Source organism: Marmoricola sp. RAF53 (assembly GCF_052114005.1).
Taxonomy (GTDB): Bacteria; Actinomycetota; Actinomycetes; order Propionibacteriales; family Nocardioidaceae; genus Marmoricola.
On sequence record NZ_JBFRDX010000005.1, the window covers coordinates 103061 to 127407 of the forward strand.

A 24347-nucleotide genomic window follows, 5' to 3' on the forward strand; every position below is an offset into this window, starting at 1 on the left:
CTGGCGCACCACCGTGGTGCCAGGCTGACGCCTCGATCCTACGAGGCGCTACCTGGACAACGGGCGGCGGAGGGCAGGGGTTCCCCGGCGTGTCAGGCGGGCCGGGGTCAGGGCAGCGGCGTGATCGTCACGTGCACGACCGTGTCGGTGTCGACGTCGAGGTCGACGTACGAGCCGTTCTCGGTGACCGCGCCCGCCGAGGTCACCACGGAGTACCCGTGCGGCGCGGTCAGCGGGCTGACGAAGATCCTGGTCGGCGCGTCGATCGACGGGTCGGCGTGGAAGGACATCGTGAACTTCCCGGTCGCCGGGTCGTAGTCGTAGGTCAGGTCGCGGCCCGCGGTGGCCTGCGGGTAGGTGCGGACGAGCTGGCGCAGCTTGGCGTCCTTGGTGCTGCTGAGGTCGGCGTCGTCGGTGAACAGGCCCTGGGCGGTGTCCGCGGTGGTGGGGTCGTCCCAGCGCTTGTAGGCCCAGTACATCCAGCCCATCTGCTTCTCGTCCGCGACGTCCGCGTCGATGGAGACGGCCTCGATGTTGTCGGTGGCGCCCCACTCGGACATCAGCGGGACCGCGCCCATCGTGGCCGACTGCCGGAGGGCGTTGTTCTCCCGGTCGGTGGTGAACTGGCGGCAGCTGCTGGTCGGGACCAGCGGGATCCCGGTGCTCTCCAGGAAGACCGCGGTGCAGTAGTTGTGCCAGGAGAGGCCGAGGTTCTGCTCGTCGGCGACGCGCTGGTAGTACGTCGGCACCGTGGTGCCGGCCGCGAACTGCTGCGGCTCCCACCAGACGATGTTGTGCGGGTCGGCCTGCCGGACCGCCTTCATCGCCCTGGTCATCGCCGGCTGGAGCTCGGTCTGGTAGGTGAGCGCGCAGCCGCCGGCGATGCAGAGGAGTCCCTCGAGGCCGGCCCAGGGCTCGTTCATCAGGTCGTAGCCCATCGAGTACGGCTGGTTGCGGTAGCGCTCGGCGACGAGCTTCCAGAAGGCGACCCAGCCGTCCTGCACGCCGCCCTTGTTGGCCCAGAAGTTGTCGAACACCGTCGACACCTCGGGCGTCCAGTAGCCCATCGGGAACGGCAGCTTGGTGTACGGCAGCAGGTTGAAGAGCGCCGGCCGCTTGGCCGCCCAGCCGGGCACGCCCTCGCCGCCGTAGGTCTCGTGCCACATGTCCTGGTGCTGGTCGAGCTGGATCCAGATGCCCTTGGCCGTCATCAGGTCGATGACCCGGTCCCACTTGTCGAAGTAGGAGGTGTCGGCGACGCCGGGCGCGTTCGGGGTGACGCCCGCCCAGAGCATCCCGATCCGGGCGCCGTTGAAGCCGTGCGCGTAGAGCCAGTCGGCGTCGGCGGCGGTGAAACCGGCCGCGGTGTTCGGCGGCACGTACGGCGCCTTCTTCCAGACGAAGTTCAGTCCGTGCACGATCACGATCCGGCCGTGCTCGTCCACCATGAACCGGCCGTCGCGGCGCAGCTGCGGCGTCGGGCCGGAACCGGGCCCGGTGTCCGCCGACGCGGCGGGGACGGCGGTCCCGACCACGACGAGCGCGAGCAGGGACGCGACCAGGCCGGCAGTGAGCTTCCTCATGTGAACTGAAACGAGTTCTAGCTTCTCGGGTTACTTCGGCCGCCCGAACGGGTGATTTTCGGACCGAACCGCGGGCCCGCGGCCCGGAACGTCCCATTCATGCCTCATGATCGACCGGTGACCGACGCAGCCGCGCTTCCTCCCGAGCCCGAACCGCAGCCCGAGTCCTCCGAGGCCTCCGAGCCCCAGGAGGCCGTGGCGATCGGGTACGACGAGTTCGGGATGCGGTTCATGAACCTCGTCCTGCACCGCGACCGGGTGATGGAGTCGATCAACCGGGTCCTCGGGGAGGACTTCCGGCTCGGCCCGATCGGCGCCGGCCCGGGTCGCAAGGTCGCCAAGGTGACCGCGTCCGGCACCTTCGGGGCGGCGTACGGCGACGCGCTGCCCGACGTCGTCGGGTACTCGGTGAACCTGCCGGTCCGGGTCTCCTTCCACCTCGATCTCGGCGTCGACATGCTCCGGTTCGACGCGGACCTGGTGCTCCCGCTGCGCCTGACCATGGAGCTCGTGGAGCCGCTCACCATCCTGTGGCACATCACCCCGCCCGACCCGGACGCGGTGCAGATGACGATCGTCTCGGACACCCGCCGGGCCGCGGTGCTGCAGAAGCTGACGGGCCTCGACGGCGAGCTGCGCCGGTTCATCGTGCGGTTCATCGACCGCGAGCTGGAGAAGCCGCACGTGGCCAAGGCGATGCGGATCGACCTGGTCACGCTGATCGACAACGCCTGGGAGCACATCGCCGCGCAGTTCATGCCGAACGGCCCGGAGGACCGCGGCTGACCGACGCCGTCCCGGGCACTTTCGGAAAATCCGTCGGACCGGTCCGGACCGGTTGCGGACGCCCGGACTTAGGATGGCCTCCTACGGAAGGGGGACCGTATGCCTGAGACCGCACGCCGGTACGCCGGGCAGTCGGCCGACGAACGTGACGCGGGGCGTCGCCGTCGGCTTCTCGACACCGGCCTGGAGCTCTTCGGGACCGTCGGCTACTCGGCCACGTCGGTCGAGCGCCTGTGCAGCAACGCCAAGGTGTCGACCCGGCACTTCTACCTGCTCTACGCCAACAAGGAAGCCGCGTTCCTCGACGTCTACGACGAGATCAACCGGCAGTCCCTGGAGGGTGCGCTCGCCGAGCTCTCCGCGACGGAGAACGATCCGATGAGGATCCGGCTGCCCCGGACCGTGCTCGCCTACCTGACCCCGATGGTCGAGGACATGCGGGCCGCCCGGATCGCCTTCGTCGAGGTGATGGGCGTCAGTCCGCGGGTCGAGGAACGCCGCCTCGCGCAGCGCGAGGCGCTCGTCGACCTGGTGAACGCCGAGGGCGCGATGGCCATCCAGCGGGGCGAGACCGAGGCGCGGGACTTCCGCTTCGCGACGCTGGCGCTGGCCGGCGGGGCGAACGCGATCATCTACGACTGGGCGGTCAAGGGCGGTGGGGACGGGTCCGAGCTCAAGCGGAAGATCGCCGACCTCGCGGTCACCCTGATGACGACCTGAACCCAGCGGTGCAGCAGGACTGATCCGCGGACAGGGGCGACATCGGCGTGCCGGTGTGGCAGGTTCGGCACCGTCACCTCTCCCCTCCCAGGAGGTCCCGCATGACCCCGGCGCACGCCCGCCTCGCCGACGAGCTCGGCGGACCGCTGCCGCCCGGCCTGGCCGGCCTCGACGAGGCCGACGCGGCACACCTGGCCGACGCCGTCGAGGCCGCCCGCGCCCGGCAGAGCGCGGCCCTGCGCGACGCGACCGACGGCGGGCTGGAGTTCGTCCCCAAGCTGCTCCGCGGCCCGGTGAAGAAGGTGCTGTTCGGATGAGCCGCACCCTCGAGACCCAGGCCGAGATCCTCAAGCTCGGCCGGCTCCTCGGCCTGCCCGAGGGCGAGCTCGACTACCTGGACGGCGTCGCGCCCGAGGAGATCCGGTCGCTGCGCGAGAAGGCCACCGACTCGCTCTTCGACACCGGGGCGGCGACCCTGTCCCGGCTCGGCGCGGCCGCCAAGCTGCTCCCGTCACCGCTGGTCGCCTCCATCTCCGAGCGCGTCTTCGGGCCGCTGCTCTGCGCGCGTGCGGCGGCCAGCGTCGACCCGGGGAAGGCGATCGACGTCGCGAAGCGGCTCTCGCCCGACTTCCTCGCCGACGCCACCGTCGAGCTCGACCCGCGCCGGGTCGCCCGGATCATCGCCGGGGTCCCGACGTCCCTGGTCGAACCGGTCGCCGCCGAGCTCGGGCGCCGCGGCGAGCACGTGACGATGGGCCGGTTCCTCGCCTTCGTCTCCGACGACGCGATCGTCGCCGCGATGGGCGCGCTCTCCGACGAGGCGATGCTGCGGACCGCGTTCGTGCTCGAGCACAAGGAGGCCCTCGACCACGCCGTCGGGCTGCTGCCACCGGACCGGCTGCCGAGCGTGCTCGCGTGCGCCTCCGAGCACGACCTCTGGCCGGAGGCGCTCGACCTCCTCGACCACCTCTCCCCCGCGACCCGGGGCCCGATCGCCGACGTCGTCGCCGAGCTCGACGAGGACCTGGTGGCCCGCCTGGTGGCGGCCGTCTCCGCGGCCGGGATCTGGGAGAACCTGCTGCCGGTGGTCGGCACGATGACGCCGGAGGGACGGTTGCTGATCGCCTCCCGGCCCGCGTTCCACGACGCGGCGGTGCTGCGCGAGATCGTGCACGCATCGGCCACCGGCGGGCTCTGGGTGGACCTGGTCCCGCTGCTCCGGGCGCTGCCCGCGGACGGGGTCGCGCTGCTGCCCGGGATCGTCACGGACCTCGACCACGCCACCCTGGCGGCCGTGCTGGGCCAGGCCGTCGCAGCCGCGGACACGCTGGTGCCGCTGCTCGACATCGTCACCGACATGGACGCCGCCGGACGGGCGAAGGTGGTCGAGGTGGTCGACGCCGCGGACCGCGACCTGGGTGAGCTGCTGGTCGCCGCCCTCACCGATCCCGAGCACGTCCGGCTGCTGCTCGACCACGTCCCCGCCGACGTGCTGGCCGCGGTCGAGCGGGCCGCGGACCGGACCGGGCTGCGCGAGGAGTTCGACGCCGCGGTGGCCGGTGCGAGGGCCTAGGGATCAGGCCTAGGCGGCCGAGCGCCGGCGCGCGATCCCGAACCAGTCCTTGACCGGGAACGAGATCAGCAGGAAGAACGAGGCCGCGCTGAGGATGAGCGCGAAGGCGCCGTACGGGAGCTCGAAGATGCCGAAGGCGATGTTGATGCCGGTGAGGGCCAGCATCGTGGAGCGGGCGCGGCGGTCGCGCGCCATCAGCCCGCGGGCGACCCAGAGGTAGGCGACGGCGAGCACGCCCGCGAGGATCCCGGTCACGACCCAGGTCGCGTCCGAGACGTCCCAGGTGAGTCCGTGGACCGTGCCCGGCTTGGCCGCGACGACGAGGACGCGGATCGCGAAGACGGCCTGGTAGACCGCCCCGAGCAGGGCGACCCCGGCCACGATCGGGATCATCATCGGCCGCGAGTACCGGCTGCGGCGGCCGTGGGCGACCTCCTGGGCCCGGTTCGCCGGATTTCCGGAGGTGCGCGGGTGCGCATCGGCCTTCGGGCGCTTGCGGGTACGGCTCTTGGGGCTCATCACTCACCTCCGGCGTGCTGGTGCAGGCAGCCTAGGCCCGGCGTCAAGGACGGACCGCCCGTACGGCGGGCGAGCCGGCGCGCGGGACGACGTGGACGTCGACGAAGCCGGCTGCCTCGATCTCGGCGACCAGGGTCTCCGGCGTACGGTCCGGGACGCCCCACGCGCCGAGGACGACCCGGCCGATGCGGTACTCCTGCGCGGCCGGCCCGGTCGGGTCCGCCGCCACCGCGTCGTGGTCGGCCCCCAGCGGGGCGTCGAAGCTCGCCCCCGGCCGGAGCACGGCGTGCAGGGCCGCGAGCGCGCCGGCCCGTGCGGACGCCGGGAAGAAGAACTGGCTCCAGAAGCCGTGGTCGAACGGCTCCTCGTCGCGGAAGTCGGCCGCGTCGGCGCACACGACGGTGAACCGGTCGGCGACCCCGAGCTCGGCGGCCCGGCGCCGGGCCTCGTCCGCGAGGTCCTCGCTGAGCTCGACGCCGACCGCGGTGAGCGCCGGAGCCGCCCGCAGCGTGGTCAGGACCCGGCCGGCGACGCCGCAGCCGAGCTCGAGCAGCCGGCCACCCCGGAGCATCGGCGCGCGGTCCGCGTCCGCGGCGATCTGCGCGGCGAAGGCCGCGACCAGCCCGTCGGAGAAGGGGTCCGGCGAGACCGACCGCGCGTAGACGAGCCGGTCCTCGCGCGGCATCGTCCAGTAGGTCTGGCTGAGGCCGCGGAGCAGCCGGCCCTCGACCGCGTTGCCGTCGAGCGCGGTGGCGAGCGGGACGAAGGCCGCCGGGTCGGTCAGCACCTGCCACGCCTCGGTGAGCACGTAGGTGTCGCCGTGCCGGACGGCCACCCCGGTGGCGGTCAGCGCGTCGCACACCGCCTGGACGACCTCCGGGGCCTGACCCGTGGCCGTCGCGAGGTCGGCCGCGGTCCGCGGGCCTCGCAGGCCGGAGACCAGACCGGCCTCCTCGGCCCCGGCGACCAGGCCGAGCAGGTTGCCGGCGGTGAAGAGCGGAGTGAGGACCTCGTCGTAGGCCTCGAAGAAGTCGGGCATGGCGATCAAGGTAGACCCGGAGACGCAGGAAGGCCCGGACGCGCGCGCGTCCGGGCCTCCGTCACGCCGGGCTCAGCTGTTGTTCGTGGAGCTGCTGGAGCCGTGGTCGTGGCAGTGACCGTCGTGGTCGTGCCCGTGCTCGTGACCGTGGTCGTCGTCGCGGTCGTGACCGTGCTCGTGGTCGTGACCGTGCTCGTGCTCGTGCTCGTGACCGTGCTCGTGCTCGTGGTGCTGACCGTGCTCGTGGCGGAACGTCGTCGCCTGCGCCGGTACGGCGCCGACGACGGTCATCCCGACGACGATCGCGCCCGCGACAGCCGCCCGTCGGACCAAGCTGGATACCTGCATGAGTGGTGCTCCTCCCTCGTGTCAGCCCTCCCTCCCGGAGGGCTGCTTTCGGCGCAACCCTCGTCCGTTACGGACCTCGTTCTCCACTCCGGGACGAGTTCGGAGGCGAATTTCTTTTCTTCGATCCAGGCCGTAAGGAAGGGGGTTCCAGATCGTCGTCCGGCCCGCCGGGACCCGCGCACCGGGCCTCAGGCGACTGGCAGCGTCACCCGCATCGTGGTCCCCTGCGGCGAGGAGTCGATGTCGATCGTGCCGTGGTGGCGCTCGACGACGATCCGGCGGGCGATGTCCAGGCCGAGCCCGGTGCCCTTGCCGACGTCCTTGGTGGTGAAGAAGGCCTCGAAGGCCCGGGCCGCGACCTCCGGGGGCATCCCGGGGCCGGTGTCGGTGAACTCGACGACGACGGCACCGTCGACGTGGCGGGTGCAGATCCGCAGGCTGCCCTCGCCGTCCATCGCGTCCACGGCGTTGTCGATGAGGTTCGTCCACAGCTGGTTCAGCTCGCCCGGGTAGGCGTCCACCCGGGGCAGCGGGTCGGCGTACGCGCGGGTGATCTCGACGCCGTCACGCAGCTTGTGCCCGAGCATCACCAGGCTGCTCTCGATCCCCTCGGTGACGTCGACGAGCTGGCGCGACGCGCGTCCCGTCTGGGAGTACGACCGCACCGAGGCGACCAGCTCGGAGACCCGCCGGGTCGCTTCCTTCACCTCGGCGAGGAGGGCGCTCATCGCGGTCGTCGCGGACACCCAGGAGATCGCCGGCGCCAGCGCCTCCTCCCGTACGGCGGCCGCCACCCGTTCGCACCAGGCGACGTCCGCACCGCCCGCGGCGAGCTCGGCGCCGAGGTCCCACGCGCCGGGGACGTCGTGGTCCTCCAGCCAGGTCCCGACCGCGTCCTCGGCCTCGGCCAGCGCGAGCGGGTCGCCGGGTGCGCGGGCCCCGTCCAGGTACCGCCGGAGCTCGTCGAGGGCGTGGAACTCGGCGGCGGTCAGGCCCTCCTCCGCCATTCCGCGCAGCGCGGTGAGCACCTGGTCGTAGACGCCGGTGATCTCGCCGACCGCCCGGGTCGCCGCCGCCGCCGGGTTGTTGATCTCGTGGGCCAGCCCGGCGGCCAGCGTGCCGAGCGTGACCAGCGCGTCCCGCTGGCGGGCGGTCGCCTCGATCGAGCGGGCGGTGCCGTAGAGCCCCTGGACCAGGTGGACGCCGAACGGGAACCAGGCGGTGAACCGGTCGCGCAGCGCCTCGGCGGGCAGCCGCAGCAGCCGGCCGGGCAGGGCGCCCCGCCCGGTCGCCAGGTAGACGCCCTGGGCGTCCCACGCCTGGAAGCCGCCGGCCCAGCGCCCCGGCTGGTCCATCGCCCCGACGACGACGTCCTCGTTGCCGACGTGCCGGACCAGCTCGACCTTTCCGTCGACGAGCACCCACCAGAAGTCGGCGTGCTCGCCCTCGTGGAACAGCTCGGCGCCCGGCACGATCTCGACCGGCTCCCCCAGCTCGAGCAGCTGTCCGACCTGCTCGTCGGTGAGCCCGTCGAACAAGGGGATGGCCCGCACGTCGGCGAGATCCATGGCGGCGCTCACACCGTGGCCAGGTAGCGGTGGACGGCGTAGACGGCCATGCCGCCCTCGCCGACCGCCGAGGCGACCCGCTTCATGGAGTCCAGCCGGACGTCGCCGGCGGCGAACACACCGGGCACGCTGCTCTCCAGCGGGTACACCGGCCGGGCCAGCGGCCAGCGGTGGGCGGCCTGCGTCTCCAGGTCGCGGCCGGTCACGACGAAGCCGTGGTCGTCGCGGACCACCTCGCTGCCGAGCCAGTTGGTCCGCGGCGCGGCACCGATGAAGACGAAGAGCGCCGAGGTCGGCACCTGCTCGGTCGCGCCGCCGTCACGGGCGCAGAGCGTGAGCGACTCGAGGTGACCGTCGCCGTGCGCCGCGGCGACCTCGGTCCGGGTGCGCACCTCCACGTTCGGGGCGTTCGTGATCCGCTCGACCAGGTAGCGCGACATCGTGGCGGCGAGCGAGGGCCCGCGCACCAGGACGACGACCCGCTTCGCGAACCGGCTGAGGTTCAGGGCCGCCTGCCCGGCCGAGTTCGCGCCGCCGACCACGTAGACCTCCTCGCCGGCGTACTGCTGGGCCTCGCTGGCCATCGCGCCGTAGTAGACGCCGCGGCCGGTCAGCTCGTCCAGGCCGGCCGCGTCGAGCCGCCGGTACGACACCCCGGTGGCCACGATCACCGCCCGCGCCTCGATCTCCCCGCCGCCCTCGAGCAGCACCGCCCGCACCGGGCCGCGGACCTCGAAGCCGGCGACGTCCCGGGCGAGCACCATCTCGGCCCCGAACCGGGATGCCTGCGCGAGCGCCCGCTGGGTCAGGTCGTCGCCGGTGAGGCCCTTCGGGAAGCCGAGGTAGTTCTCGATCGCCGCGCTCTGCCCGGCCTGCCCGCCCGGCGCCTCCCGCTCGACGACGACCGTGCTCAGGCCCTCGGAGGCGGCGTACACGGCGGCCGCGAGTCCGGCCGGGCCGCCGCCGACGATGCACAGGTCGTAGAGCGGCTGCTCGGCGCGGGTGCGGAGCCCGAGCGCGTCGGCGAGCTCGAGCAGGTTCGGTGCGAGCAGCGGGTCCTGGTCCGGGACCAGCACCAGCGGCAGGTCCTCGGGCGCCGCCTGGGCGACCTCGACGAGTCGCGCCGCCTCGGGGTCGCGCTCCACGTCGCACCACAGGTACGGCACGTGGTTGCGGGCCAGGAACGTCTTGATCTCGTGGCTGCGCTCGGACCAGCGCGCTCCTACGACCCGGAGCTCGCTGGTCTGCTCGGGGTTCTCGCGGCGCCAGTCGTCGAGCAGGTCGTCGATGACCGGGAAGAGCCGGTCCTCGGGCGGGTCCCACGGCTTGAGCAGGTAGTAGTCGAGCCCGATGTCGTTGATCGCCCTGATGGCGACGTCGGTGTCGGCGTACGCGGTGAGGAGGAGCATCTTCGCGCCCGGCGCGTGCTCCCGGGCCCGCTCCAGCAGCTCGATCCCGGTCATCCGGGGCATCCGCTGGTCGGTCGCGATCAGGGCGACCGGCTCGTCGCGGAGCTCGAGCTTGCCCAGCACCTCCATGGCCTCGGCGCCGGAGGAGGCCCGGACGACGCGGAAGTCGCTGCCGTACCGGTGGCGGAGGTCGCGCGCGATCGCGGCGGCGACCTGCGGGTCGTCGTCGACGCTCAGTAGCGTCGGCCTGCTCCCCCGGGTGCTCATCGCGAACCAGGCGCGCTCAGCTGCTCGGCGCTACCGGTCGGTCGCTCACCGGCGTGATCTCGGCCATCGCGACCCCGGCTCCCGGCTTGAGGAACTCCTGGAGGTGACCGACGTCGTCTGTCTCGACCACCAGGAAGGTCGTGTGCTGGGGGAACGCCAGCCAGTAGCCGTGGATCTTCACCCCGGGGTGGTCGCCGTCGAAGAGCGACCGGGAACCGCCGCGGCCGTAGGGGCAGTCCGCCGGAGCGTGGGTCTGCTTGATGTGGAACAGCATGCGCACACCTCCCTCGGGGCGCCGGATCACTTCCCGGGTCACTTCTGGGTGACTTCTGGGTCACCCGGGTGCACCCGTTCGCGAGTCTAACCGCGATGCCGGTGTTTGCGGAGGGGTGCGGTCGTCCCGGTCCCGGCCCCCGCCGGACCGGGGCGACCCGGCTTCAGAGCACCTGGGTGAGGCGCAGGATCCCGGTGAGCGTCCCCTGGTAGAGCACCCGCCCGGGAGCGGTGGTCCCGGCCATCTGAAGCGGGTCGACCGCGGTGGTCGCGCCGTTCAGCCGCCGCCGACGTACTGGTGCCCCGGGTGGGGCTCGAACCCACACTGTGCGGTTTTTAAGACCGCTTCCTCTGCCGATTGGGATACCGGGGCCGGTACCGCGCTGGGTGCCGCTCCAGGGTCATAAGTAGGTCTTGCGCGGGTGGATCGCGTGCGCGCCTGCGGCGCGGTCCAGGAAGAGCAGGCCGTCGCAGTGGTCGATCTCGTGCTGCAGGGCGCGCGCCTCGAAGGCGTCGGTCTCGACGATCACCTCGGCGCCGGTGAGCGGCGCCTGCCCCCGTACGACGACCCGGGTCGCGCGCTTCACGTCTCCGGTGAAGTCCGGCACCGACATGCAGCCCTCGCGGGCCTTCTCGTTCCGGGAGGCGCTGACGACCTCGGCGTTGCAGAGCACGAAGGTCCCGTGCTTCAGTCGCGCCTTCGGGTGCTCGGTGACGTCGACGCAGAAGACCTTCACGCTCGCTCCGACCTGCGGGGCCGCGAGTCCCACGCAGCCGGGCGAGACCCGCATGGTGGCGACGAGGTCGGCGGCGAGCTGGACGATCTCCGGGTCGGTCGGGTCGACGGCCGCGCCCGCGCGCGCGAGTACCGGGTCGGGGGCTCGCACCACGTCGAGCACCCGCCCCTCCGGGAGGCCGGCGAGGGTCCCCAGGTCGGTCACGGTCACAGGTCGTCGCTCTCCAGGGGAAGCAGGGACACCTCGACGCCGAGCCCCTGCGCAACCGCGCGCAGCGACTCGGTCAGGGCGCCGGCGTCGGCCGCCGGCGGCAGGTCGACCTCGGCGGCGAGGACGTACAGGTCACCGGCCAGGCGGGTGGTCAGGTCGGTGATGTTGCCGCCAACCCGGGCCACCTCGCCGACGAGGCTGGAGACGATGCCTGGGCGGTCACCGCCGTGCACGCTCAACAGGTACGACGACCCGCTCGGCGCGCTCGACCCGGCCGGCACCGCTCGCACCGAGACCGACAGCGACCCGTCCGCGGTCAGCCCGCCGAGGGACTCCTCGACGGTCCCCCCGTCGGCATCCCCCGCGGTCACGAGCATCATCGCGAAGTGCCCGCGCAGCAGGGTCATCGTCGAGTCCTCGATGTTGAGACCCAGGCCCGCGAGGGCGGCGGTGGTCTCGGCGATGATCCCAGGGCGGTCGTGGCCGAAGACGGTGATGGCGAGCAGCGGCATGGGGGAAGTCTTCCACGACACCGACCCCGGTCGTCGAGCTGTGGCCGTCGAACTGTGCCCGTCGAGCCGGCGTGAGCAAGGCAGGGCCCGTCCCCGAAGCCGTCCCGATTCCCCTGTGGGCAAGCCGAATTCCGACACCAAGACTGTCGGTGCCGTTCCCTAGATTCATCCCATGACCACCGGCACCCTCGACGCAGCAACGGCACTGACCGCTGCGCGTCGTTTTCGTGCCGAGGCTGATGCTGCCGAGGTCGGCCTGCTCGTGCAGGCGGTGTCGTGGGCCAACCAGCACACCGTCACCGACCCGGACTTCGCCGCGACCTGGGGTGACACCCCGGTCCCGCTGGCGGGCGAGGGCGCGCCGCTGGTCTCGAACTTCTGCGTCACCGAGTTCTCCGCCGCGCTCGGGATGTCGGACCGCTCCGGGCGCGCGCTGATCGCCGAAGCCTTGGAGATCGCCCACCGGCTGCCCCGGGTCTGGCACCGCATCACCACCGGCACCCTGAAGGTATGGCGAGCGCGACTGATCGCCTCCAAGACCCTGCACCTGTCGATGGACGCGGCAGCGTACGTCGATGCGCAGGTGGCAGGCTTCGCCCACCGGATCGGGATCGTGGAGACCGACCGGCTGGTCGACGCAGCGATCGCGACGTTCATGCCCCAGACCGCCCGGGAGATCGCCGAACGTCGCGCTGATCAGCGCCACGTGGCCGTGGACCACCACCAGGTCTCCTTCGAAGGCACCTCCCTGATCCACGGCGAGCTCGACCTGGTCGATGCCCTCGACCTCGACGCCCGCCTCTCGGCCGACGCGGCCCAGCTCAAGGAATGGGGCTCGGAAGCCTCCCTGGACGCCCGCCGCGCCGAAGCACTGGGGAACCTGGCCCGCGGCGAGATGGTGTTGCCCGGGGGTTTCGAGACAGGCGCTGCGCGCCTTCCTCAACCACCGGTGGGCGCAGGGCGCCTTCCTCAACCACCGGTGGGCGCAGGGCGCCTTCCTCAACCACCGGTGGGCGCTGCGCGCCTTCCTCGACCACCGGTGGGCGCAGAGCGCCTTCCTCAACCACCGGCCCCCCGCCGCCCCATCACCCTCTACCTCCACCTCGACCCCCGCGAACCCTTCGGCCGCCTGGAGAACCGCGGACCCCACCTGATCTCCCAGGAACAGATCCAGGGCTGGCTCCAAGCCCCCGGCGCCCAGATCACCCTCCGCCCGGTGATCGACCTCAACGAAGAACTCGCGACCACGGCCTACCAGCCCTCCGACCGGCTCCGCGAACAAGTGATCCTCCGAGACCGCACCTGCGTCTTCCCCTACTGCACCCGCAACGCCCGCGCCTGCGACCTCGACCACATCGAGCCCTACGACCCCGACGGCAGTCCCGATCAGACCCGGACCTCGAACCTCGCCGCCCTCTGCCGCCACCACCACCGCCTCAAAACCCACGCCGGCTGGCACTACGAAATCCAGAGACCCGGCTCCTACCGCTGGCGATCACCAGCCGGCTACACCTACCTCCGCGACCAGACCGCCACCCGCCAGCTCACCGCGAGGCCCGTCGACCCACCCGGGGAGCGGCGAGGGCTGCCCCCGGACTAGCGCGCTCCCCCGGAAGGAATCACGCGGGCGTACGGTCGAAGCCGGGGAGACGCACCACGAAGGAGTGGGACATGCCCAGAGTCGTCATCGTTCATGCCATCGAGGAGAAGGACCGCTGGCTCGCCGGTCACGGCGAACGCGCCGCGGCCATCGAGGGCGCCACCGGGAGCAACGTCACGGACTTCCTCGCCGCCGACGGCAGCAACAACGCCGCGATCACCGCGGACGTCGAGGACGTGGCGGCACTGGACGGCCTGCTGTCGTCGCCGTCGCCCGAGCTCCTCGCGGTGATGCAGGCGCACGGGGTGGTGCCGCCGATCAGCGCCTACGTCCAGGCCTGAGCTCTCACACCGAGCGGTCTGCCAGTTCCCGGGCGCGCGCGAACACCGCGTCCAGCATCTCCGGCGTCAGCCGTCCGGTGAAGGTGTTGTGCTGCGAGGGGTGGTAGCAGCCGAGCAGGGTCAGCGGTCCGTGCGGGCCGGCGAGGACGATCTCGACGGCGTGCCCGAACTTCGGTTGCGGGCGCGGGACGTCGTACCCGGTGGCGCGCAGGGCCCCGACCGCAGCCGCCCAGCCGTAGGCACCGAGGGTGACGACGACGCGCAGGCCCGGGGCGACGAGGGCGACCTCGCGGTGCAGCCAGGGCGCACAGGTGTCGCGCTCGGCGGGGGTGGGCTTGTTCTCCGGCGGTGCGCACCGCACCGCCGCGACCATCCGGGCCCCGACCAGCGCCTGGCCGTCGCCGGCGTGCACCGACGTCTCCTGGGTGGCGAGGCCGACCCGGTAGAGCGAGGCGAACAGCCAGTCACCGGACGAGTCACCCGTGAAGACCCGCCCGGTCCGGTTGCCGCCGTTCGCCGCCGGCGCGAGCCCGACGATCAGGATCGCCGGGTCGGTGGCGCCCCAGCCCGCGATCGGCCGCCCCCAGTACGGCTGGTCGGCGAAGGAGGCGCGCTTGGTGACGGCGACGTCCTCGCGCCAGGACACCAGCCGCGGGCAGGCCGCGCACACGGAGACCCGGGCGTCGAGCTCGGCGAGGTCGTCGGTGCGGGCGAGCGCCGCGACCTGCGCGGCCGTGCCGGCCACCGGCGTCCCCGACGGCGCCGGGTCCTCCGGCCAGCCGGTGCCGGGCGGCACCGGGCTCGCGAACAGCTCCCCGGTGAGCGGGTGCGGCAGCCGCGTCATCAGTCCTCGTCGGGCACCGGCTGGGTGATCGGCCCGTACGGCGGCGCACCGGGCCGGCGCGGGAAGGACTCCCGCATGACGACCTTCTCCCGGCGGCGGCTCTCCCGGGCCGTCGGCGGCGGGCCGACCAGGGCGAGCAGCTCCTCGGCCGGCATCTCGGCCGCCTCGTCGGGCGCCCCGACCGGCGGGCCGTCCGGGGTCCCGCCCGGCTCCGCGACGACCTCGTCCTCGGCCGCGCGCGTGCGCCGGTTCCGGTCCCGGACGGCATCCAGCTCAGCGCCGAACAGCAGCGCCAGGTTGGTGATCCAGAGCCAGACCAGGCCGATGATCACGCCCGCGATCGAGCCGTAGGTGCGGTTGTAGGCGTTGAAGTTCGCGACGTAGAACGCGAAGCCCGTCGAGGCCGCCGCCCAGACCAGCAGTCCCAGGAAGGAGCCGAGCGAGAGCAGCTTGTACCAGGCGCCGGTGCGCACGTTCGGGGTCGCCTTGAAGAGCAGCGCGACCACGAGCACCACGACCATCGCGAGCACCGGCCACTTGGCGATCTCGTAGATGTCGACGACGTTCTGGTCGACGCCCAGCTCGTCGGCCAGCGACGTGGCGATCGGTCCGGACGCCACGATGATGAACAGGGCCAGCGCGATCATCACCACCGACAGCACGGTGATCAGCAGCATCAGCGGCTTGAGCTTCCAGAACGGCCGGGTCTCCTCGACCTCGCGGACGGTGTTCATCGCCCGGCCGAAGCAGCTCACGTAGCTCGAGGCCGACCACAGCGCCGCGATGACACCGACGGCGAAGGTGAGCGGTGCTCCCGAGGACCGGACCATGCTGTTCAGCAGCGGTTCGAGGTTGTCGATCGTGTTCTGCGAGACCAGCGGCTCGAGCACGTCGATCACGGCGGTCACCACGGCGTCGGCCTCGCCGACCAGGCCGAGCAGCGACAGCAGCGCGAGCAGCGCCGGGAAGATGGCGAGCATCGAGTAGTAGGTGAGCCCGGCGGCGACGTCCTGCCCGCGGTGCCTCAGGAGGCTCCTGACGGTGTCCAGCAGCGTCCTCATCGCACCGTGCTCCAGGCGATCCCGTCGAGGATGTCGGACTCGGAGACGACCAGCGTCGACACGGCCGTCCGACGCAGCACCCGCTCCAGTATGAGCGCCCCGGCGCCGATCACGTCCGCCCGGCCCGGGTGCATGTAGCCCAGCGCGCGCCGTTCGGCCACGGTCATGGCGACCAGCTCGTCGACGGTCGCGTAGACCTCCTCGACGTCGAGGGCGGCCAGGTGGACCCGGTCCCGGTCGTACGCCGGCAGCGCGAGGACGCCGGCGGCCACCGTGGTCACCGTGCCGGCCACCCCGACGACGGTGCGCGCGAGCCCGGGGTCGACCCGGCAGGTGTCCAGGACCGCGTCGACGTCGGCCCGCAGCGCCGCGACCTCCGCTGCCGTCGGCGGGTCGGAGTGCAGGTGCCGCTCGGTCAGCCGGACCGAGCCGATGTCCAGCGAGTGCTCGAGCTCGACGGCACCGTCGGTCGACCCGAGGATCAGCTCGGTCGAGCCACCGCCGATGTCCAGCACCAGGCAGGGGCCCTCGACCGGGACCGACGCCTGGTGCAGCACCCGCGTCGCCCCCTCGTACGACGCCCGCGCCTCCTCGTCGCCGCCGATCACCTCGACGTCCACGCCGATCCGGCTGCGCACCGCGTCGACGAACCCGGCGGCGTTCTCCGCGTCGCGGGCGGCGGAGGTGGCGCAGAACCGGATCACGTCCGGCTCGTACTCGGTGACGAGCATGGCGTACTCGTCGAGCGCGCCGAGGGCACGCTCCATCGACTCCGCGGAGATCCGGCCGGTGCGGTCCACGCCCTGGCCGAGGCGGACGATCCGCATCTCCCGGACGTGCTCGACCAGCTCCCCGGTCCCGGGGTCGAGGTCGGCGATCAGCAGCCGCAGCGAGTTGGTCCCGCAGTCGAAGGCCGCGACCCGGGTCATGCGTCGCCCGGGGTGGACTCCGGGGTGGACTCCGGGGTCACGCACGGGCCCTTGGCCCACCAGTCGCCCAGCTGGTCGAGGACCTCGTCCCCGAGCGGGTTCACGCCGCGTCCCTGAGCCAGTGACTGGCCGGCGAGGACGTGCAGGCACTTCACCCGGTCCGGCATGCCGCCGGCCGAGATCCCGGCGATCTCCGGGACGTCGTGCCCGGCCTGCCGTTCGATCTCGCCACGCGCGGCCAGGTAGGCCTCGTGCGCGGCCCGGTAGGCGGCGGCCAGCTCGGTGTCCTCGGCGAGGCGGTCGCTCATCTCCTTCATCAGGCCGGACGCCTCCAGCGTGCCGATCAGCGAGGAGGCGCGCGGGCAGGTCAGGTAGAAGGTCGTCGGGAACGGGGTCCCGTTGTCGAGCCGCGGCTCGGTGGTCACCACGTCGGGGTTGCCGCAGGGGCACCGGTGCCCGACGGCGTGGATCGACCGTGGCGCGCGGCCGAGCTGCGCGTGGATCGCGCGCTCGTCGGCGGCGTCGATGGGACTCACGGGGTGGTGTCCTTCGGCGTGATCCGGTCGGCCGGAACCGGCTTCACCAGCTTCTCCGGGTGGTCGGCCGCGTCGACCGAGTCGTGCAGCTTGACCCACCACGCGGTCGGCTTCTCCGGCGCGACCGAGGCCGGGTCGGTGAGCTCGTCGTCACCGGTGAGCGGCCGTCCGTCCGCGTCGAGCACCTGGTAGGCGACCTCCCCCGGCAGGACCCAGCCGAAGCGGCCGCGCGCCTGCTGCTCGACGTACGAGGGGTCCTTCCAGCGGCGCTTCTCCCGCTCGGCGGCGGCGATCTCCGCCTGGGAGTGCGCGATCTGGACCTTGAGGTCGTTGATGTGCGCACGCTGCTGCAGGTAGGCGCGCATCGAGGAGGCGTAGGAGACCATCAGGACGGCGAAGACGACGAGCAGGATCGCGGCCCGGTTGGTGAACCGCGGCCGCGCCACGACCTGGTCGGGCCGTCGCGTGCGCACCGCCCCGCCCCGTTGTCCGGGGCGGGTGTTGCGGGGTGCTCCCCCGCGCGGCGGCTTGCGACGGTCCGAGGCCATGGCTCTCCGGGTTCCCTCTGGGTCTCCCGGGCTCAGCCCTGGTAGCGCGGGAACGAGCCGCGACCCGCGTAGCGGGCGGCGTCGCCGAGCTCGGACTCGATGCGGAGCAGCTGGTTGTACTTCGCCACCCGCTCGGACCGGGCCGGAGCGCCGGTCTTGATCTGGCCGCAGTTCGTCGCGACCGCGAGGTCGGCGATCGTGGTGTCCTCGGTCTCGCCGGACCGGTGGCTCATCATCGAGCGGTAGCCGCTGCGGGTCGCGAGCGCGACCGAGTCCAGGGTCTCGGTGAGCGAGCCGATCTGGTTGACCTTGACCAGCAGGGCGTTCGCCTGGCCGCCGTCGATGCCGCGCTGGAGGCGCTCCACGTTCGTCACGAACAGGTCGTCGCCGACGAGCTGGGTCTTGGTCCCGAGCTGGTCGGTGATGGTCTTCCAGCCGTCCCAGTCGTCCTCGTCCAGCGGGTCCTCGATCGAGACGATCGGGTAGCTCGCGACCAGGTCGGCGTAGTAGGCGGTCATCTCGGCGGCGCTCTTGGACGCGCCCTCGAAGGTGTAGGCGCCGTCGGTGCAGAACTCGCTCGCCGCGACGTCGAGCGCCAGGACCACGTCCGTGCCCAGGGTCAGGCCCGCCTGGCCGATCGCGTCGGCGATCAGGTCGAGCGCGGCGCGGTTGCTGCTCAGGTCGGGCGCGAAGCCGCCCTCGTCGCCGACGCCGGTCGCCAGGCCCTGCTTCTTCAGCACCGACTTGAGCGAGTGGTAGACCTCGGCACCCATCCGCAGCGCCTCGCGGAAGGTCGGGGCGCCGATCGGGGCGATCATGAACTCCTGGATGTCCACGTTGGTGTCGGCGTGCGCGCCACCGTTGAGGATGTTCATCATCGGCACCGGCAGGACGTGCGCGTTCGGGCCGCCGACGTACTTGTAGAGCGGCAGGCCGGCGCTGCTGGCCGCGGCGGAGGCGACCGCCAGGGAGACGCCGAGGATCGCGTTGGCGCCCAGGTTGGCCTTGTTCGGGGTGCCGTCGAGGTCGAGCATCTCCTGGTCGACGAGGCGCTGGTCGCTGGCGTCGAGGCCGATGATCCGCTGCGCGATCTGCGACTCCACGGCCGCGACGGCCTTCTCGGTGCCCTTGCCCAGGTACCGGTCGCCGCCGTCACGCAGCTCGACCGCCTCGAACGCACCGGTCGAGGCACCGGACGGAACCGCGGCCCGGCCGAAGCTGTCGTCGTCGAGGATCACCTCCACCTCGACGGTGGGGTTGCCGCGGGAGTCGAGGATCTCGCGGGCGATGACGTCTTCGATGGCTGCCAATTCGGGGCTCCTGGGATGGTCACGGGACGAGCCCGGCCAGCCTATCCGGGCCGGACCGCGATCCCCGGCAGCACCCGGCCGGCGGACGCGGCGGGATCCCGGAGAGGCCGTCAGGCGTCGTTGCCGTCGAGGGGGATACGGCGGACGCCGTCGACCCCGCGCACGATCATGGCGCTGTCGTCGAAGCCGAGCACCGCGGGCGGGCTCTTCGCGTACCGGGCCGCCAGGTCGTCGGTCGCCGGGTCGCCCATGCCGTCGTACGTCGCCCGCAGGACCTTGCCGGTGCGGGCGTCGTACGCGACGGCCAGGGCGAGCCGGGTGCCGTGATCGTCCATCGGGCCGTGGCCGAGGTCGACGAACCCGATCCGGCTGCCGTCCGCGGAGGCGACCGGGCCGGTGACGTCGTCGAAGCCGGTCGAGCGCGCCTGGTCGAGGTCGGTGAACCAGAGCTCGCCGTCGTTGAGGAAGAAGATCCCGCCCGGGACCACCGCGACCTTGTCCGCGCGCAGCGGCGCCAGCCGGATCGTGCGTCCGTTCACCACCAGGTTCGTGCCCTCCGGGTGCACCGGGTCACCCGGAGCCACCTTCCCGTCGCCGACCGGGAGCGTCGGCAGGTCCGCCGGCAGCTCGGGGGAGGCCGTGGTCGTCCGGGTCGGGCGGGTGGTCTCGTCGTCGGGGGTGCCGCACGCGGTGAGGAGCAGTCCGGTCACCACCAGGAGCACGCCGGCCAGCACGGGCCCGAGACGCGCTCGGTTCATCCCGGGTCCGATCCGACCAGCGACCGGACCGCGGCGCGCAGCGCCTGCTCCGGGTCGGTGCCGGTCGCCCGGGCCTCGGCCGCCAGCGCCAGCAGCCGGACGCCGAGGTCCGCGCTCGCCGGGTCGATCTCCGGGACGCCGCCGGCACGGTCCAGCCGGTCCAGGGCCTTCACGGCCCGCAGCAGCGCGGGCAGCTCCTCCGGCACTCCGTCCATCATCCCGCCGCGGCGCTTCTCCGCGGCCTTGATCCGCTCCCACTGCTCGTTGATCGACTCCGGGTCGCCCGCGTCGGCGGACGCCTCCTCGGGCGCGAAGACGTGCGGGTTGCGGCGGCGCATCTTCGCGACCAGGTCCGCGGCCACGTCCTCGATGCCGAACCGGCCCTCCTCGGCGGCGATCTCGGCGTGGAACCAGACCTGGAGCAGCAGGTCGCCGAGCTCCTCGCGCAGGTGCTCGGAGTCGCCGGACTCGATCGCCTCGACGGTCTCGTAGGTCTCCTCCAGGAGGTAGCGCACCAGCGAGGTGTGCGTCTGGCCCGCCTTCCAGGCGCAGCCGACCCGCAGCCGCGCCATCACCTCGGTCAGCTCGACCAGCGCGGATGTTCCTGGGTCAGCGTCGGGACCGGTCACCGGACCCCCCTCGCTCAGCCGCAGCGCTGTCCCGCGGGCAGCGCCCCGATCCACTCGGCACTCGGCTGCTTGGACGCCGCCTGCTTCGCGAACGAGGACACCGGCCGGGAGAGGGAGGCGTCCACGGCGCCGGCGTTGCCGTCGGCGTCCGGCCCGTAGACCGGGTTGACGGAGATGTCGACGTCCTTGCGGAAGTCGCCCTCGATGGTGGCGATCGCGTTGGAGACCTCGTCGTCGTTCGGCTGCTGCACACCCTGGGAGGCGAGCTCCTCCTGCGCCAGCGCGTACATCTGCAGCTGGCCCTGGTAGAAGCCGCCGACCAGGTCCCGGAACCGGTCCTGGTCCTCCTTCGGGACGGCCTGGACGGCCGGCTCGAACTGGTCCATCACCTTGCGGTAGGTCGCCTGGTCGTAGGAGGCGCCCTTGTCCTCGGCGATCTGCGCGTTCAGCTCGGAGAGGACCAGCGCGTTGACCATGTCCGCCCGCACCTGGCGCGTCGTCACCGTCTGCACCTGCTGGGCCTGCGCCGGGTCCTTCGCCGCGTTGTCGAGCGCGTCGCACTGCATCCGGGTCAGGAAGTCGACGTCGGACGTGCTGATCGTGGTGTCCCCGACCGTGGCGGCCCGGCCCCCCGTCTCCGAGCAACCCGACAGACCGACGACAGCCGCGGCGGCGACGCCGACGGTTACCAGACGCATGACCTTCACGAAGGGCTCTCCTGTGTCTCGGGGGGATCGATCACGGCGTCGATCACCCGGCTCGCCCACGCCAGCAGCTCTTCGTCGCGGAGCGGTGGGGCCCCGAACGTCGTCGGCTGCGGACGCGGCACCAGCATCGTACGCACACCCGGCTTGAGAAGGCTGCCGGGGTAGACGCGGTTCAGCCGGACGGCGCGCGAGTCGGGGATCTCGACCGGAGCGAACCGGACGTGCTTCCCGGCGACGGTCACCTCGGAGATCCCGGCGCGGCGGCATCGGGCCCGGAAGCGGGCCACCTCCAGCAGCCGGGTCACCGGCGCCGGCGGGGCGCCGTACCGGTCGTTCAGCTCTTCGTGCAGCACCGCCACGTCGGCGTCGGTGCGCACCTCGGAGAGCCGCTTGTACATCTCCAGCCGCAGCCGCTCGCTCGGTACGAAGTCGTGCGGCAGGTGCGCGTCGACCGGGAGCTCGATGCGGACCTCGGTCAGCTCCTCGACGGCGCTGCCGTCCTGGCGGAACTCCGAGACCGCCTCGCCGACCAGGCGGACGTAGAGGTCGAAGCCGACGTCGGCGATGTGCCCGGACTGCTCGCCGCCGAGCAGGTTGCCGGCGCCGCGGATCTCCAGGTCCTTCATCGCGATCGCCATGCCGCCGCCGAGGTCGGAGTGCTGGGCGAGGGTGGCCAGCCGCTCGTGGGCGGTCTCGGTCAGCGGCTTGTCCGCCGGGTAGAGGAAGTACGCGTAGGCGCGCTCCCGGCTCCGGCCGACCCGGCCGCGCAGCTGGTGCAGCTGGGAGAGGCCGAGGGTGTCGGCCCGCTCGATGATCATCGTGTTCGCGTTCGAGACGTCGATGCCGGACTCGACGATCGTCGTGCACACCAGGACGTCGGAGCGCTTCTCCCAGAAGTCCAGCATCACCTGCTCGAGCTGGTGCTCGCCCATCTGGCCGTGCGCGGTCGCCACCCGGGCCTCGGGCACCAGCTCGCGGATCCGCGCGGCCGCCTTCTCGATCGAGGTGACCCGGTTGTGGATGAAGAAGACCTGGCCCTCGCGCAGCAGCTCGCGGCGGATGGCCGCGATCACCTGGCGGTCCTCGTAGGCGCCGACGTAGGTGAGCACCGGGTGCCGCTCCTCCGGCGGTGTGGTGATCGTGGACATCTCCCGGATGCCGGTGATCGCCATCTCCAGGGTCCGCGGGATCGGCGTGGCGCTCATCGAGAGCACGTCCACGCTGGTCCGCATGCGCTTCATCAGCTCCTTGTGCTCGACGCCGAAGCGCTGCTCCTCGTCGACCACGATCAGGCCCAGGTCCTTCATCCTGATGTCCGGGTTCAGCAGCCGGTGGGTGCCGATCACGACGTCGACCGAGCCGTCGGCCAGACCCTCGATGACCTCCTTGGCCTCCTTGTCGGACTGGAACCGGCTCAGCGGCTTGAGCACCACCGGGAACGCGCCCATCCGCTCGGCGAACGTCGAGTAGTGCTGGTTGACCAGCAGGGTGGTCGGCACCAGCACCGCGACCTGCTTGCCGTCCTGGACCGCCTTGAACGCCGCCCGGACGGCGATCTCGGTCTTGCCGTAGCCGACGTCGCCGCAGACCAGCCGGTCCATCGGCACCGTCCGGCGCATGTCGGCCTTGACCTCCTCCACGGTGGTCAGCTGGTCCGGGGTCTCGTGGAACGGGAACGCGTCCTCGAGCTCGCGCTGCCACGGGGTGTCCGGGCCGAAGGCGTGGCCCTTCGTGGCCTGGCGGGCGGCGTACAGCTTGATCAGCTCGGCGGCGATCTGCCGGACGGCCTTGCGGGCACGGCCCTTGCGCTTGGCCCAGTCGGCGCCGCCGAGCCGGTCCAGGCTGGGCTGCTCGCCGCCGACGTACCGGGTCACCTGGTCGAGCGCGTCGGCCGGGACGTAGAGCTTGTCGGCCGGGTGGCCCTTCTTGCTGGCGCCGTACTCGAGCACCAGGTACTCGCGCATCGCGCCGTGCACCTCGCGCTGCTTCATCTCCAGGAACCGGCCGACGCCGTGCTGCTCGTGGACCACGTAGTCGCCGGGCTTGAGCTCCAGCGGGTCGATCTGCTTCTTCCGCCGGGTCGGCATCTTGCGCATGTCCCGGGTCGAGGCCTTCTGCCCGGAGAGGTCCTCGCCGGTGAGGAACACGACGTCGCCGAGGACCAGGCCCTGGTTCAGGCAGCCCAGGGCCACCTCGACCACCCCGGGCACCGGGTCCGCGAGCACGTCGACCAAGCGGGCCGGCACGTCGTGCTCGGCGAGCACCTCGACGGTCCGCTCGGCGAGGCCGTGACCCTGCTGCAGGACCACCACGCGGCGTCCCTCGGCGAGGTGCCGCCGCAGGTCCGTCACCGCGGCCTCGATGTCGCCGCGGTACGGCTCGACGGCGGTCGCGCCGACCGCGAGCAGGTCCTCGTCCTCGATGCCGAAGGGACCCCCGGAGAAGGGACCCAGCCCCCACCAGGCCTTGCCCTGGGCCAGCACGGCCTCGCGCACCTCGGCCAGCGAGCGCAGCGAGGCCGCGCCCAGGTCGATCGGGGCCCGCCCGCCGGACGCCGCCGCGGCCCAGCTCGCGCCGAGGAACTCCTCGCTGGTCGCGACCAGGTCGTGGGCCCGGGTGCGGATCCGCTCCGGGTCCAGCAGCAGCACGTGGGTGTCGGCCGGCAGCAGGTCGACCAGGAGCTCCATCTCGTCGACGAGCGCAGGGGTCAGCGACTCCATGCCCTCGACCGCGACGCCCTCGGCGAGCTTGTCGGTGAGCTCGGCCAGCTCCGGGTGCGCCTCGCCGAGCGCGGCGGCCCGCTTGCGGACCTCGTCGGTGAGCAGCAGCTCGCGGCACGGCGGCGCCCAGAGCCGTTCGACTGTCGCCAGGGTGCGCTGGTCGGCGACGGCGAAGGTGCGGATCTCCTCGACCTCGTCGCCGAAGAACTCCACCCGGAGCGGGTGCTCCTCGGTCGGCGGGAAGACGTCGACGATGCCGCCGCGGACGGCGAACTCGCCACGCTTCTCCACCAGGTCCACCCGCGCGTACGCCGCGTCGGCGAGCGACCGGACGACGTCGTCGAGATCGACCTGCTGGCCGGGGACGAGCTCGACCGGGACCAGGTCGGCCAGGCCCTTGACCTGCGGCTGGAGCACCGACCGGACCGGGGCGACGACCACGTTCAGCGGGCCGTTGCTGGCGTCCGCGCCCGGGTGCACCAGCCGGCGCAGCACGGCCAGCCGGCGGCCGACCGTGTCGCTGCGCGGGCTGAGCCGCTCGTGCGGCAGCGTCTCCCAGGCCGGGAACAGGGCGAGCCCGTCCTCGGGCACGACGTCGACCAGCTCGGCGACCAGGTCCTCGGCCTCGCGCACGGTCGCGGTGACGACCAGCACGGTCCGGCCGGTGCGCGCCAGCCCGGCGACCACGAACGGCCGCAGCGCCGGCGGGCCGGTCAGGTCCAGGGTCGGGACCAGGTTGCCGCGCGCGTCGGCCAGTGCCCGGGCGAGGGTGGGTTCGGCGAGGACGGCATCGGCGAGGCCGGCGAGACGCACGAGAAGA

At 72.5% G+C, this 24347-nt stretch carries 26 protein-coding genes and 1 tRNA gene; 6 read left to right on the forward strand and 21 right to left on the reverse strand.

Annotated features, from left to right (window positions below; genetic code table 11):
- Nucleotides 1-107: 107 nt before the first annotated feature.
- A complete protein-coding gene (locus AB4Y76_RS05915; RefSeq protein WP_441923118.1) occupies nucleotides 108-1583 on the reverse strand; it encodes a cellulase family glycosylhydrolase in 1476 nt (491 codons plus the stop codon).
- Nucleotides 1584-1700: 117 nt separating this feature from the next.
- Between AB4Y76_RS05915 and AB4Y76_RS05920 the strand changes: the two genes are divergently transcribed.
- From AB4Y76_RS05920 to AB4Y76_RS05935, 4 genes are all read left to right on the forward strand, one after another.
- Entirely contained in the window at nucleotides 1701-2369 is a 669-nt protein-coding gene (locus tag AB4Y76_RS05920; RefSeq protein WP_441923120.1) for a hypothetical protein, read from the forward strand.
- Nucleotides 2370-2468: 99 nt separating this feature from the next.
- Nucleotides 2469-3089, forward strand: a complete 621-nt coding sequence (locus AB4Y76_RS05925) for a TetR/AcrR family transcriptional regulator (protein ID WP_441923122.1) — start codon at nucleotides 2469-2471, stop codon at nucleotides 3087-3089.
- Nucleotides 3090-3190: 101 nt separating this feature from the next.
- Nucleotides 3191-3406: a hypothetical protein gene (locus AB4Y76_RS05930; RefSeq protein WP_441923124.1), complete on the forward strand. Its 216-nt coding sequence runs from the start codon at nucleotides 3191-3193 to the stop codon at nucleotides 3404-3406.
- Nucleotides 3403-4662 carry a hypothetical protein gene (locus AB4Y76_RS05935; RefSeq protein WP_441923126.1) on the forward strand — a complete coding sequence of 420 codons (1260 nt, stop codon included), beginning with the start codon at nucleotides 3403-3405 and terminating at the stop codon, nucleotides 4660-4662. Before AB4Y76_RS05930 ends, AB4Y76_RS05935 begins: the two co-directional genes overlap by 4 nt.
- A gap of 9 nt (nucleotides 4663-4671) precedes the next feature.
- On the opposite strand, the gene AB4Y76_RS05940 is transcribed toward AB4Y76_RS05935, so the two are convergent.
- From AB4Y76_RS05940 to AB4Y76_RS05985, 10 genes are all read right to left on the reverse strand, one after another.
- Nucleotides 4672-5181 (reverse strand): hypothetical protein, encoded by a 510-nt coding sequence (locus AB4Y76_RS05940; RefSeq protein WP_441923128.1) that lies wholly within the window; start codon nucleotides 5179-5181, stop codon nucleotides 4672-4674.
- 43 nt (nucleotides 5182-5224) lie between these two features.
- Nucleotides 5225-6220: an SAM-dependent methyltransferase gene (locus AB4Y76_RS05945; protein ID WP_441923129.1), complete on the reverse strand. Its 996-nt coding sequence runs from the start codon at nucleotides 6218-6220 to the stop codon at nucleotides 5225-5227.
- Nucleotides 6221-6292: 72 nt separating this feature from the next.
- Complete coding sequence (locus AB4Y76_RS05950) at nucleotides 6293-6568, reverse strand: hypothetical protein (protein ID WP_441923131.1); 276 nt, start codon at nucleotides 6566-6568, stop codon at nucleotides 6293-6295.
- 188 nt (nucleotides 6569-6756) lie between these two features.
- Nucleotides 6757-8136 (reverse strand): sensor histidine kinase, encoded by a 1380-nt coding sequence (locus AB4Y76_RS05955; protein ID WP_441923133.1) that lies wholly within the window; start codon nucleotides 8134-8136, stop codon nucleotides 6757-6759.
- An 8-nt stretch (nucleotides 8137-8144) separates the two neighbouring features.
- Nucleotides 8145-9812, reverse strand: coding sequence for an FAD-dependent oxidoreductase (locus AB4Y76_RS05960; RefSeq protein ID WP_441923135.1), 1668 nt, complete (start codon nucleotides 9810-9812; stop codon nucleotides 8145-8147).
- Between the two features lie 16 nt (nucleotides 9813-9828).
- Nucleotides 9829-10086 (reverse strand): DUF3303 domain-containing protein, encoded by a 258-nt coding sequence (locus tag AB4Y76_RS05965; RefSeq protein WP_441923137.1) that lies wholly within the window; start codon nucleotides 10084-10086, stop codon nucleotides 9829-9831.
- Between the two features lie 163 nt (nucleotides 10087-10249).
- Nucleotides 10250-10411 (reverse strand): hypothetical protein, encoded by a 162-nt coding sequence (locus tag AB4Y76_RS05970; RefSeq protein WP_441923139.1) that lies wholly within the window; start codon nucleotides 10409-10411, stop codon nucleotides 10250-10252.
- A tRNA-Leu gene (locus AB4Y76_RS05975) sits at nucleotides 10382-10458 on the reverse strand. The genes AB4Y76_RS05970 and AB4Y76_RS05975 overlap by 30 nt, the downstream gene beginning before the upstream one ends.
- A 28-nt stretch (nucleotides 10459-10486) precedes the next feature.
- A complete protein-coding gene (gene def, locus AB4Y76_RS05980) occupies nucleotides 10487-11032 on the reverse strand; it encodes a peptide deformylase (RefSeq protein ID WP_441923141.1) in 546 nt (181 codons plus the stop codon).
- The gene (locus AB4Y76_RS05985; RefSeq protein ID WP_441923143.1) at nucleotides 11029-11544 is read right to left on the reverse strand and encodes a glycine cleavage system protein R; all 516 of its coding nucleotides are present in this window, start codon (nucleotides 11542-11544) and stop codon (nucleotides 11029-11031) included. The genes def and AB4Y76_RS05985 overlap by 4 nt, the downstream gene beginning before the upstream one ends.
- Before the next feature lie 172 nt (nucleotides 11545-11716).
- Here AB4Y76_RS05985 and AB4Y76_RS05990 point away from each other — a divergent pair, with 172 nt between their 5' ends.
- Complete coding sequence (locus tag AB4Y76_RS05990; protein WP_441923146.1) at nucleotides 11717-13144, forward strand: DUF222 domain-containing protein; 1428 nt, start codon at nucleotides 11717-11719, stop codon at nucleotides 13142-13144.
- A 71-nt stretch (nucleotides 13145-13215) separates the two neighbouring features.
- The gene (locus AB4Y76_RS05995) at nucleotides 13216-13485 is read left to right on the forward strand and encodes a hypothetical protein (protein ID WP_441923148.1); all 270 of its coding nucleotides are present in this window, start codon (nucleotides 13216-13218) and stop codon (nucleotides 13483-13485) included.
- A 4-nt stretch (nucleotides 13486-13489) separates the two neighbouring features.
- Here the strand turns inward: AB4Y76_RS05995 and AB4Y76_RS06000 are convergent, their stop codons facing one another.
- The 10 genes from AB4Y76_RS06000 to mfd form a co-directional block, all read right to left on the reverse strand.
- A complete protein-coding gene (locus AB4Y76_RS06000; RefSeq protein ID WP_441923150.1) occupies nucleotides 13490-14329 on the reverse strand; it encodes a uracil-DNA glycosylase in 840 nt (279 codons plus the stop codon).
- Complete coding sequence (locus tag AB4Y76_RS06005; protein ID WP_441923152.1) at nucleotides 14329-15390, reverse strand: YihY/virulence factor BrkB family protein; 1062 nt, start codon at nucleotides 15388-15390, stop codon at nucleotides 14329-14331. Before AB4Y76_RS06005 ends, AB4Y76_RS06000 begins: the two co-directional genes overlap by 1 nt.
- Nucleotides 15387-16319: a Ppx/GppA phosphatase family protein gene (locus AB4Y76_RS06010; RefSeq protein WP_441923154.1), complete on the reverse strand. Its 933-nt coding sequence runs from the start codon at nucleotides 16317-16319 to the stop codon at nucleotides 15387-15389. The genes AB4Y76_RS06005 and AB4Y76_RS06010 overlap by 4 nt, the downstream gene beginning before the upstream one ends.
- On the reverse strand, nucleotides 16316-16855 hold the full coding sequence (locus AB4Y76_RS06015; RefSeq protein ID WP_441923156.1) for a DUF501 domain-containing protein: 540 nt from the start codon (nucleotides 16853-16855) through the stop codon (nucleotides 16316-16318). The genes AB4Y76_RS06010 and AB4Y76_RS06015 overlap by 4 nt, the downstream gene beginning before the upstream one ends.
- Entirely contained in the window at nucleotides 16852-17328 is a 477-nt protein-coding gene (locus AB4Y76_RS06020; RefSeq protein WP_441923158.1) for an FtsB family cell division protein, read from the reverse strand. Before AB4Y76_RS06020 ends, AB4Y76_RS06015 begins: the two co-directional genes overlap by 4 nt.
- Nucleotides 17329-17435: 107 nt before the next feature.
- On the reverse strand, nucleotides 17436-18713 hold the full coding sequence (eno, locus tag AB4Y76_RS06025) for a phosphopyruvate hydratase (protein WP_441923160.1): 1278 nt from the start codon (nucleotides 18711-18713) through the stop codon (nucleotides 17436-17438).
- Between the two features lie 110 nt (nucleotides 18714-18823).
- Nucleotides 18824-19471, reverse strand: coding sequence for a hypothetical protein (locus tag AB4Y76_RS06030; protein WP_441923162.1), 648 nt, complete (start codon nucleotides 19469-19471; stop codon nucleotides 18824-18826).
- Nucleotides 19468-20100 carry a MazG family protein gene (locus AB4Y76_RS06035; protein ID WP_441923164.1) on the reverse strand — a complete coding sequence of 211 codons (633 nt, stop codon included), beginning with the start codon at nucleotides 20098-20100 and terminating at the stop codon, nucleotides 19468-19470. Before AB4Y76_RS06035 ends, AB4Y76_RS06030 begins: the two co-directional genes overlap by 4 nt.
- A 14-nt stretch (nucleotides 20101-20114) precedes the next feature.
- Entirely contained in the window at nucleotides 20115-20798 is a 684-nt protein-coding gene (locus AB4Y76_RS06040) for a SurA N-terminal domain-containing protein (protein WP_441923166.1), read from the reverse strand.
- Nucleotides 20799-20803: 5 nt separating this feature from the next.
- Nucleotides 20804-24340, reverse strand: a complete 3537-nt coding sequence (gene mfd, locus AB4Y76_RS06045; RefSeq protein ID WP_441923168.1) for a transcription-repair coupling factor — start codon at nucleotides 24338-24340, stop codon at nucleotides 20804-20806.
- Nucleotides 24341-24347 lie beyond the last annotated feature (7 nt).

Excerpts from the sequence above, each read along its gene's own strand:
- AB4Y76_RS05915 (WP_441923118.1), bottom strand. The coding sequence starts at position 1,583 with ATGAGGAAGCTCACTGCCGGCCTGGTCGCGTCCCTGCTCGCGCTCGTC.
- AB4Y76_RS05925 (WP_441923122.1), top strand. The coding sequence starts at position 2,469 with ATGCCTGAGACCGCACGCCGGTACGCCGGGCAGTCGGCCGACGAACGT.
- AB4Y76_RS05930 (WP_441923124.1), top strand. The coding sequence starts at position 3,191 with ATGACCCCGGCGCACGCCCGCCTCGCCGACGAGCTCGGCGGACCGCTG.
- AB4Y76_RS05935 (WP_441923126.1), top strand. The coding sequence starts at position 3,403 with ATGAGCCGCACCCTCGAGACCCAGGCCGAGATCCTCAAGCTCGGCCGG.
- AB4Y76_RS05940 (WP_441923128.1), bottom strand. The coding sequence starts at position 5,181 with ATGAGCCCCAAGAGCCGTACCCGCAAGCGCCCGAAGGCCGATGCGCAC.
- AB4Y76_RS05945 (WP_441923129.1), bottom strand. The coding sequence starts at position 6,220 with ATGCCCGACTTCTTCGAGGCCTACGACGAGGTCCTCACTCCGCTCTTC.
- AB4Y76_RS05950 (WP_441923131.1), bottom strand. The coding sequence starts at position 6,568 with ATGCAGGTATCCAGCTTGGTCCGACGGGCGGCTGTCGCGGGCGCGATC.
- AB4Y76_RS05955 (WP_441923133.1), bottom strand. The coding sequence starts at position 8,136 with ATGGATCTCGCCGACGTGCGGGCCATCCCCTTGTTCGACGGGCTCACC.
- AB4Y76_RS05960 (WP_441923135.1), bottom strand. The coding sequence starts at position 9,812 with ATGAGCACCCGGGGGAGCAGGCCGACGCTACTGAGCGTCGACGACGAC.
- AB4Y76_RS05965 (WP_441923137.1), bottom strand. The coding sequence starts at position 10,086 with ATGCTGTTCCACATCAAGCAGACCCACGCTCCGGCGGACTGCCCCTAC.
- AB4Y76_RS05985 (WP_441923143.1), bottom strand. The coding sequence starts at position 11,544 with ATGCCGCTGCTCGCCATCACCGTCTTCGGCCACGACCGCCCTGGGATC.
- AB4Y76_RS05990 (WP_441923146.1), top strand. The coding sequence starts at position 11,717 with ATGACCACCGGCACCCTCGACGCAGCAACGGCACTGACCGCTGCGCGT.
- AB4Y76_RS05995 (WP_441923148.1), top strand. The coding sequence starts at position 13,216 with ATGCCCAGAGTCGTCATCGTTCATGCCATCGAGGAGAAGGACCGCTGG.
- AB4Y76_RS06000 (WP_441923150.1), bottom strand. The coding sequence starts at position 14,329 with ATGACGCGGCTGCCGCACCCGCTCACCGGGGAGCTGTTCGCGAGCCCG.
- AB4Y76_RS06005 (WP_441923152.1), bottom strand. The coding sequence starts at position 15,390 with ATGAGGACGCTGCTGGACACCGTCAGGAGCCTCCTGAGGCACCGCGGG.
- AB4Y76_RS06010 (WP_441923154.1), bottom strand. The coding sequence starts at position 16,319 with ATGACCCGGGTCGCGGCCTTCGACTGCGGGACCAACTCGCTGCGGCTG.
- AB4Y76_RS06030 (WP_441923162.1), bottom strand. The coding sequence starts at position 19,471 with ATGAACCGAGCGCGTCTCGGGCCCGTGCTGGCCGGCGTGCTCCTGGTG.
- AB4Y76_RS06040 (WP_441923166.1), bottom strand. The coding sequence starts at position 20,798 with ATGCGTCTGGTAACCGTCGGCGTCGCCGCCGCGGCTGTCGTCGGTCTG.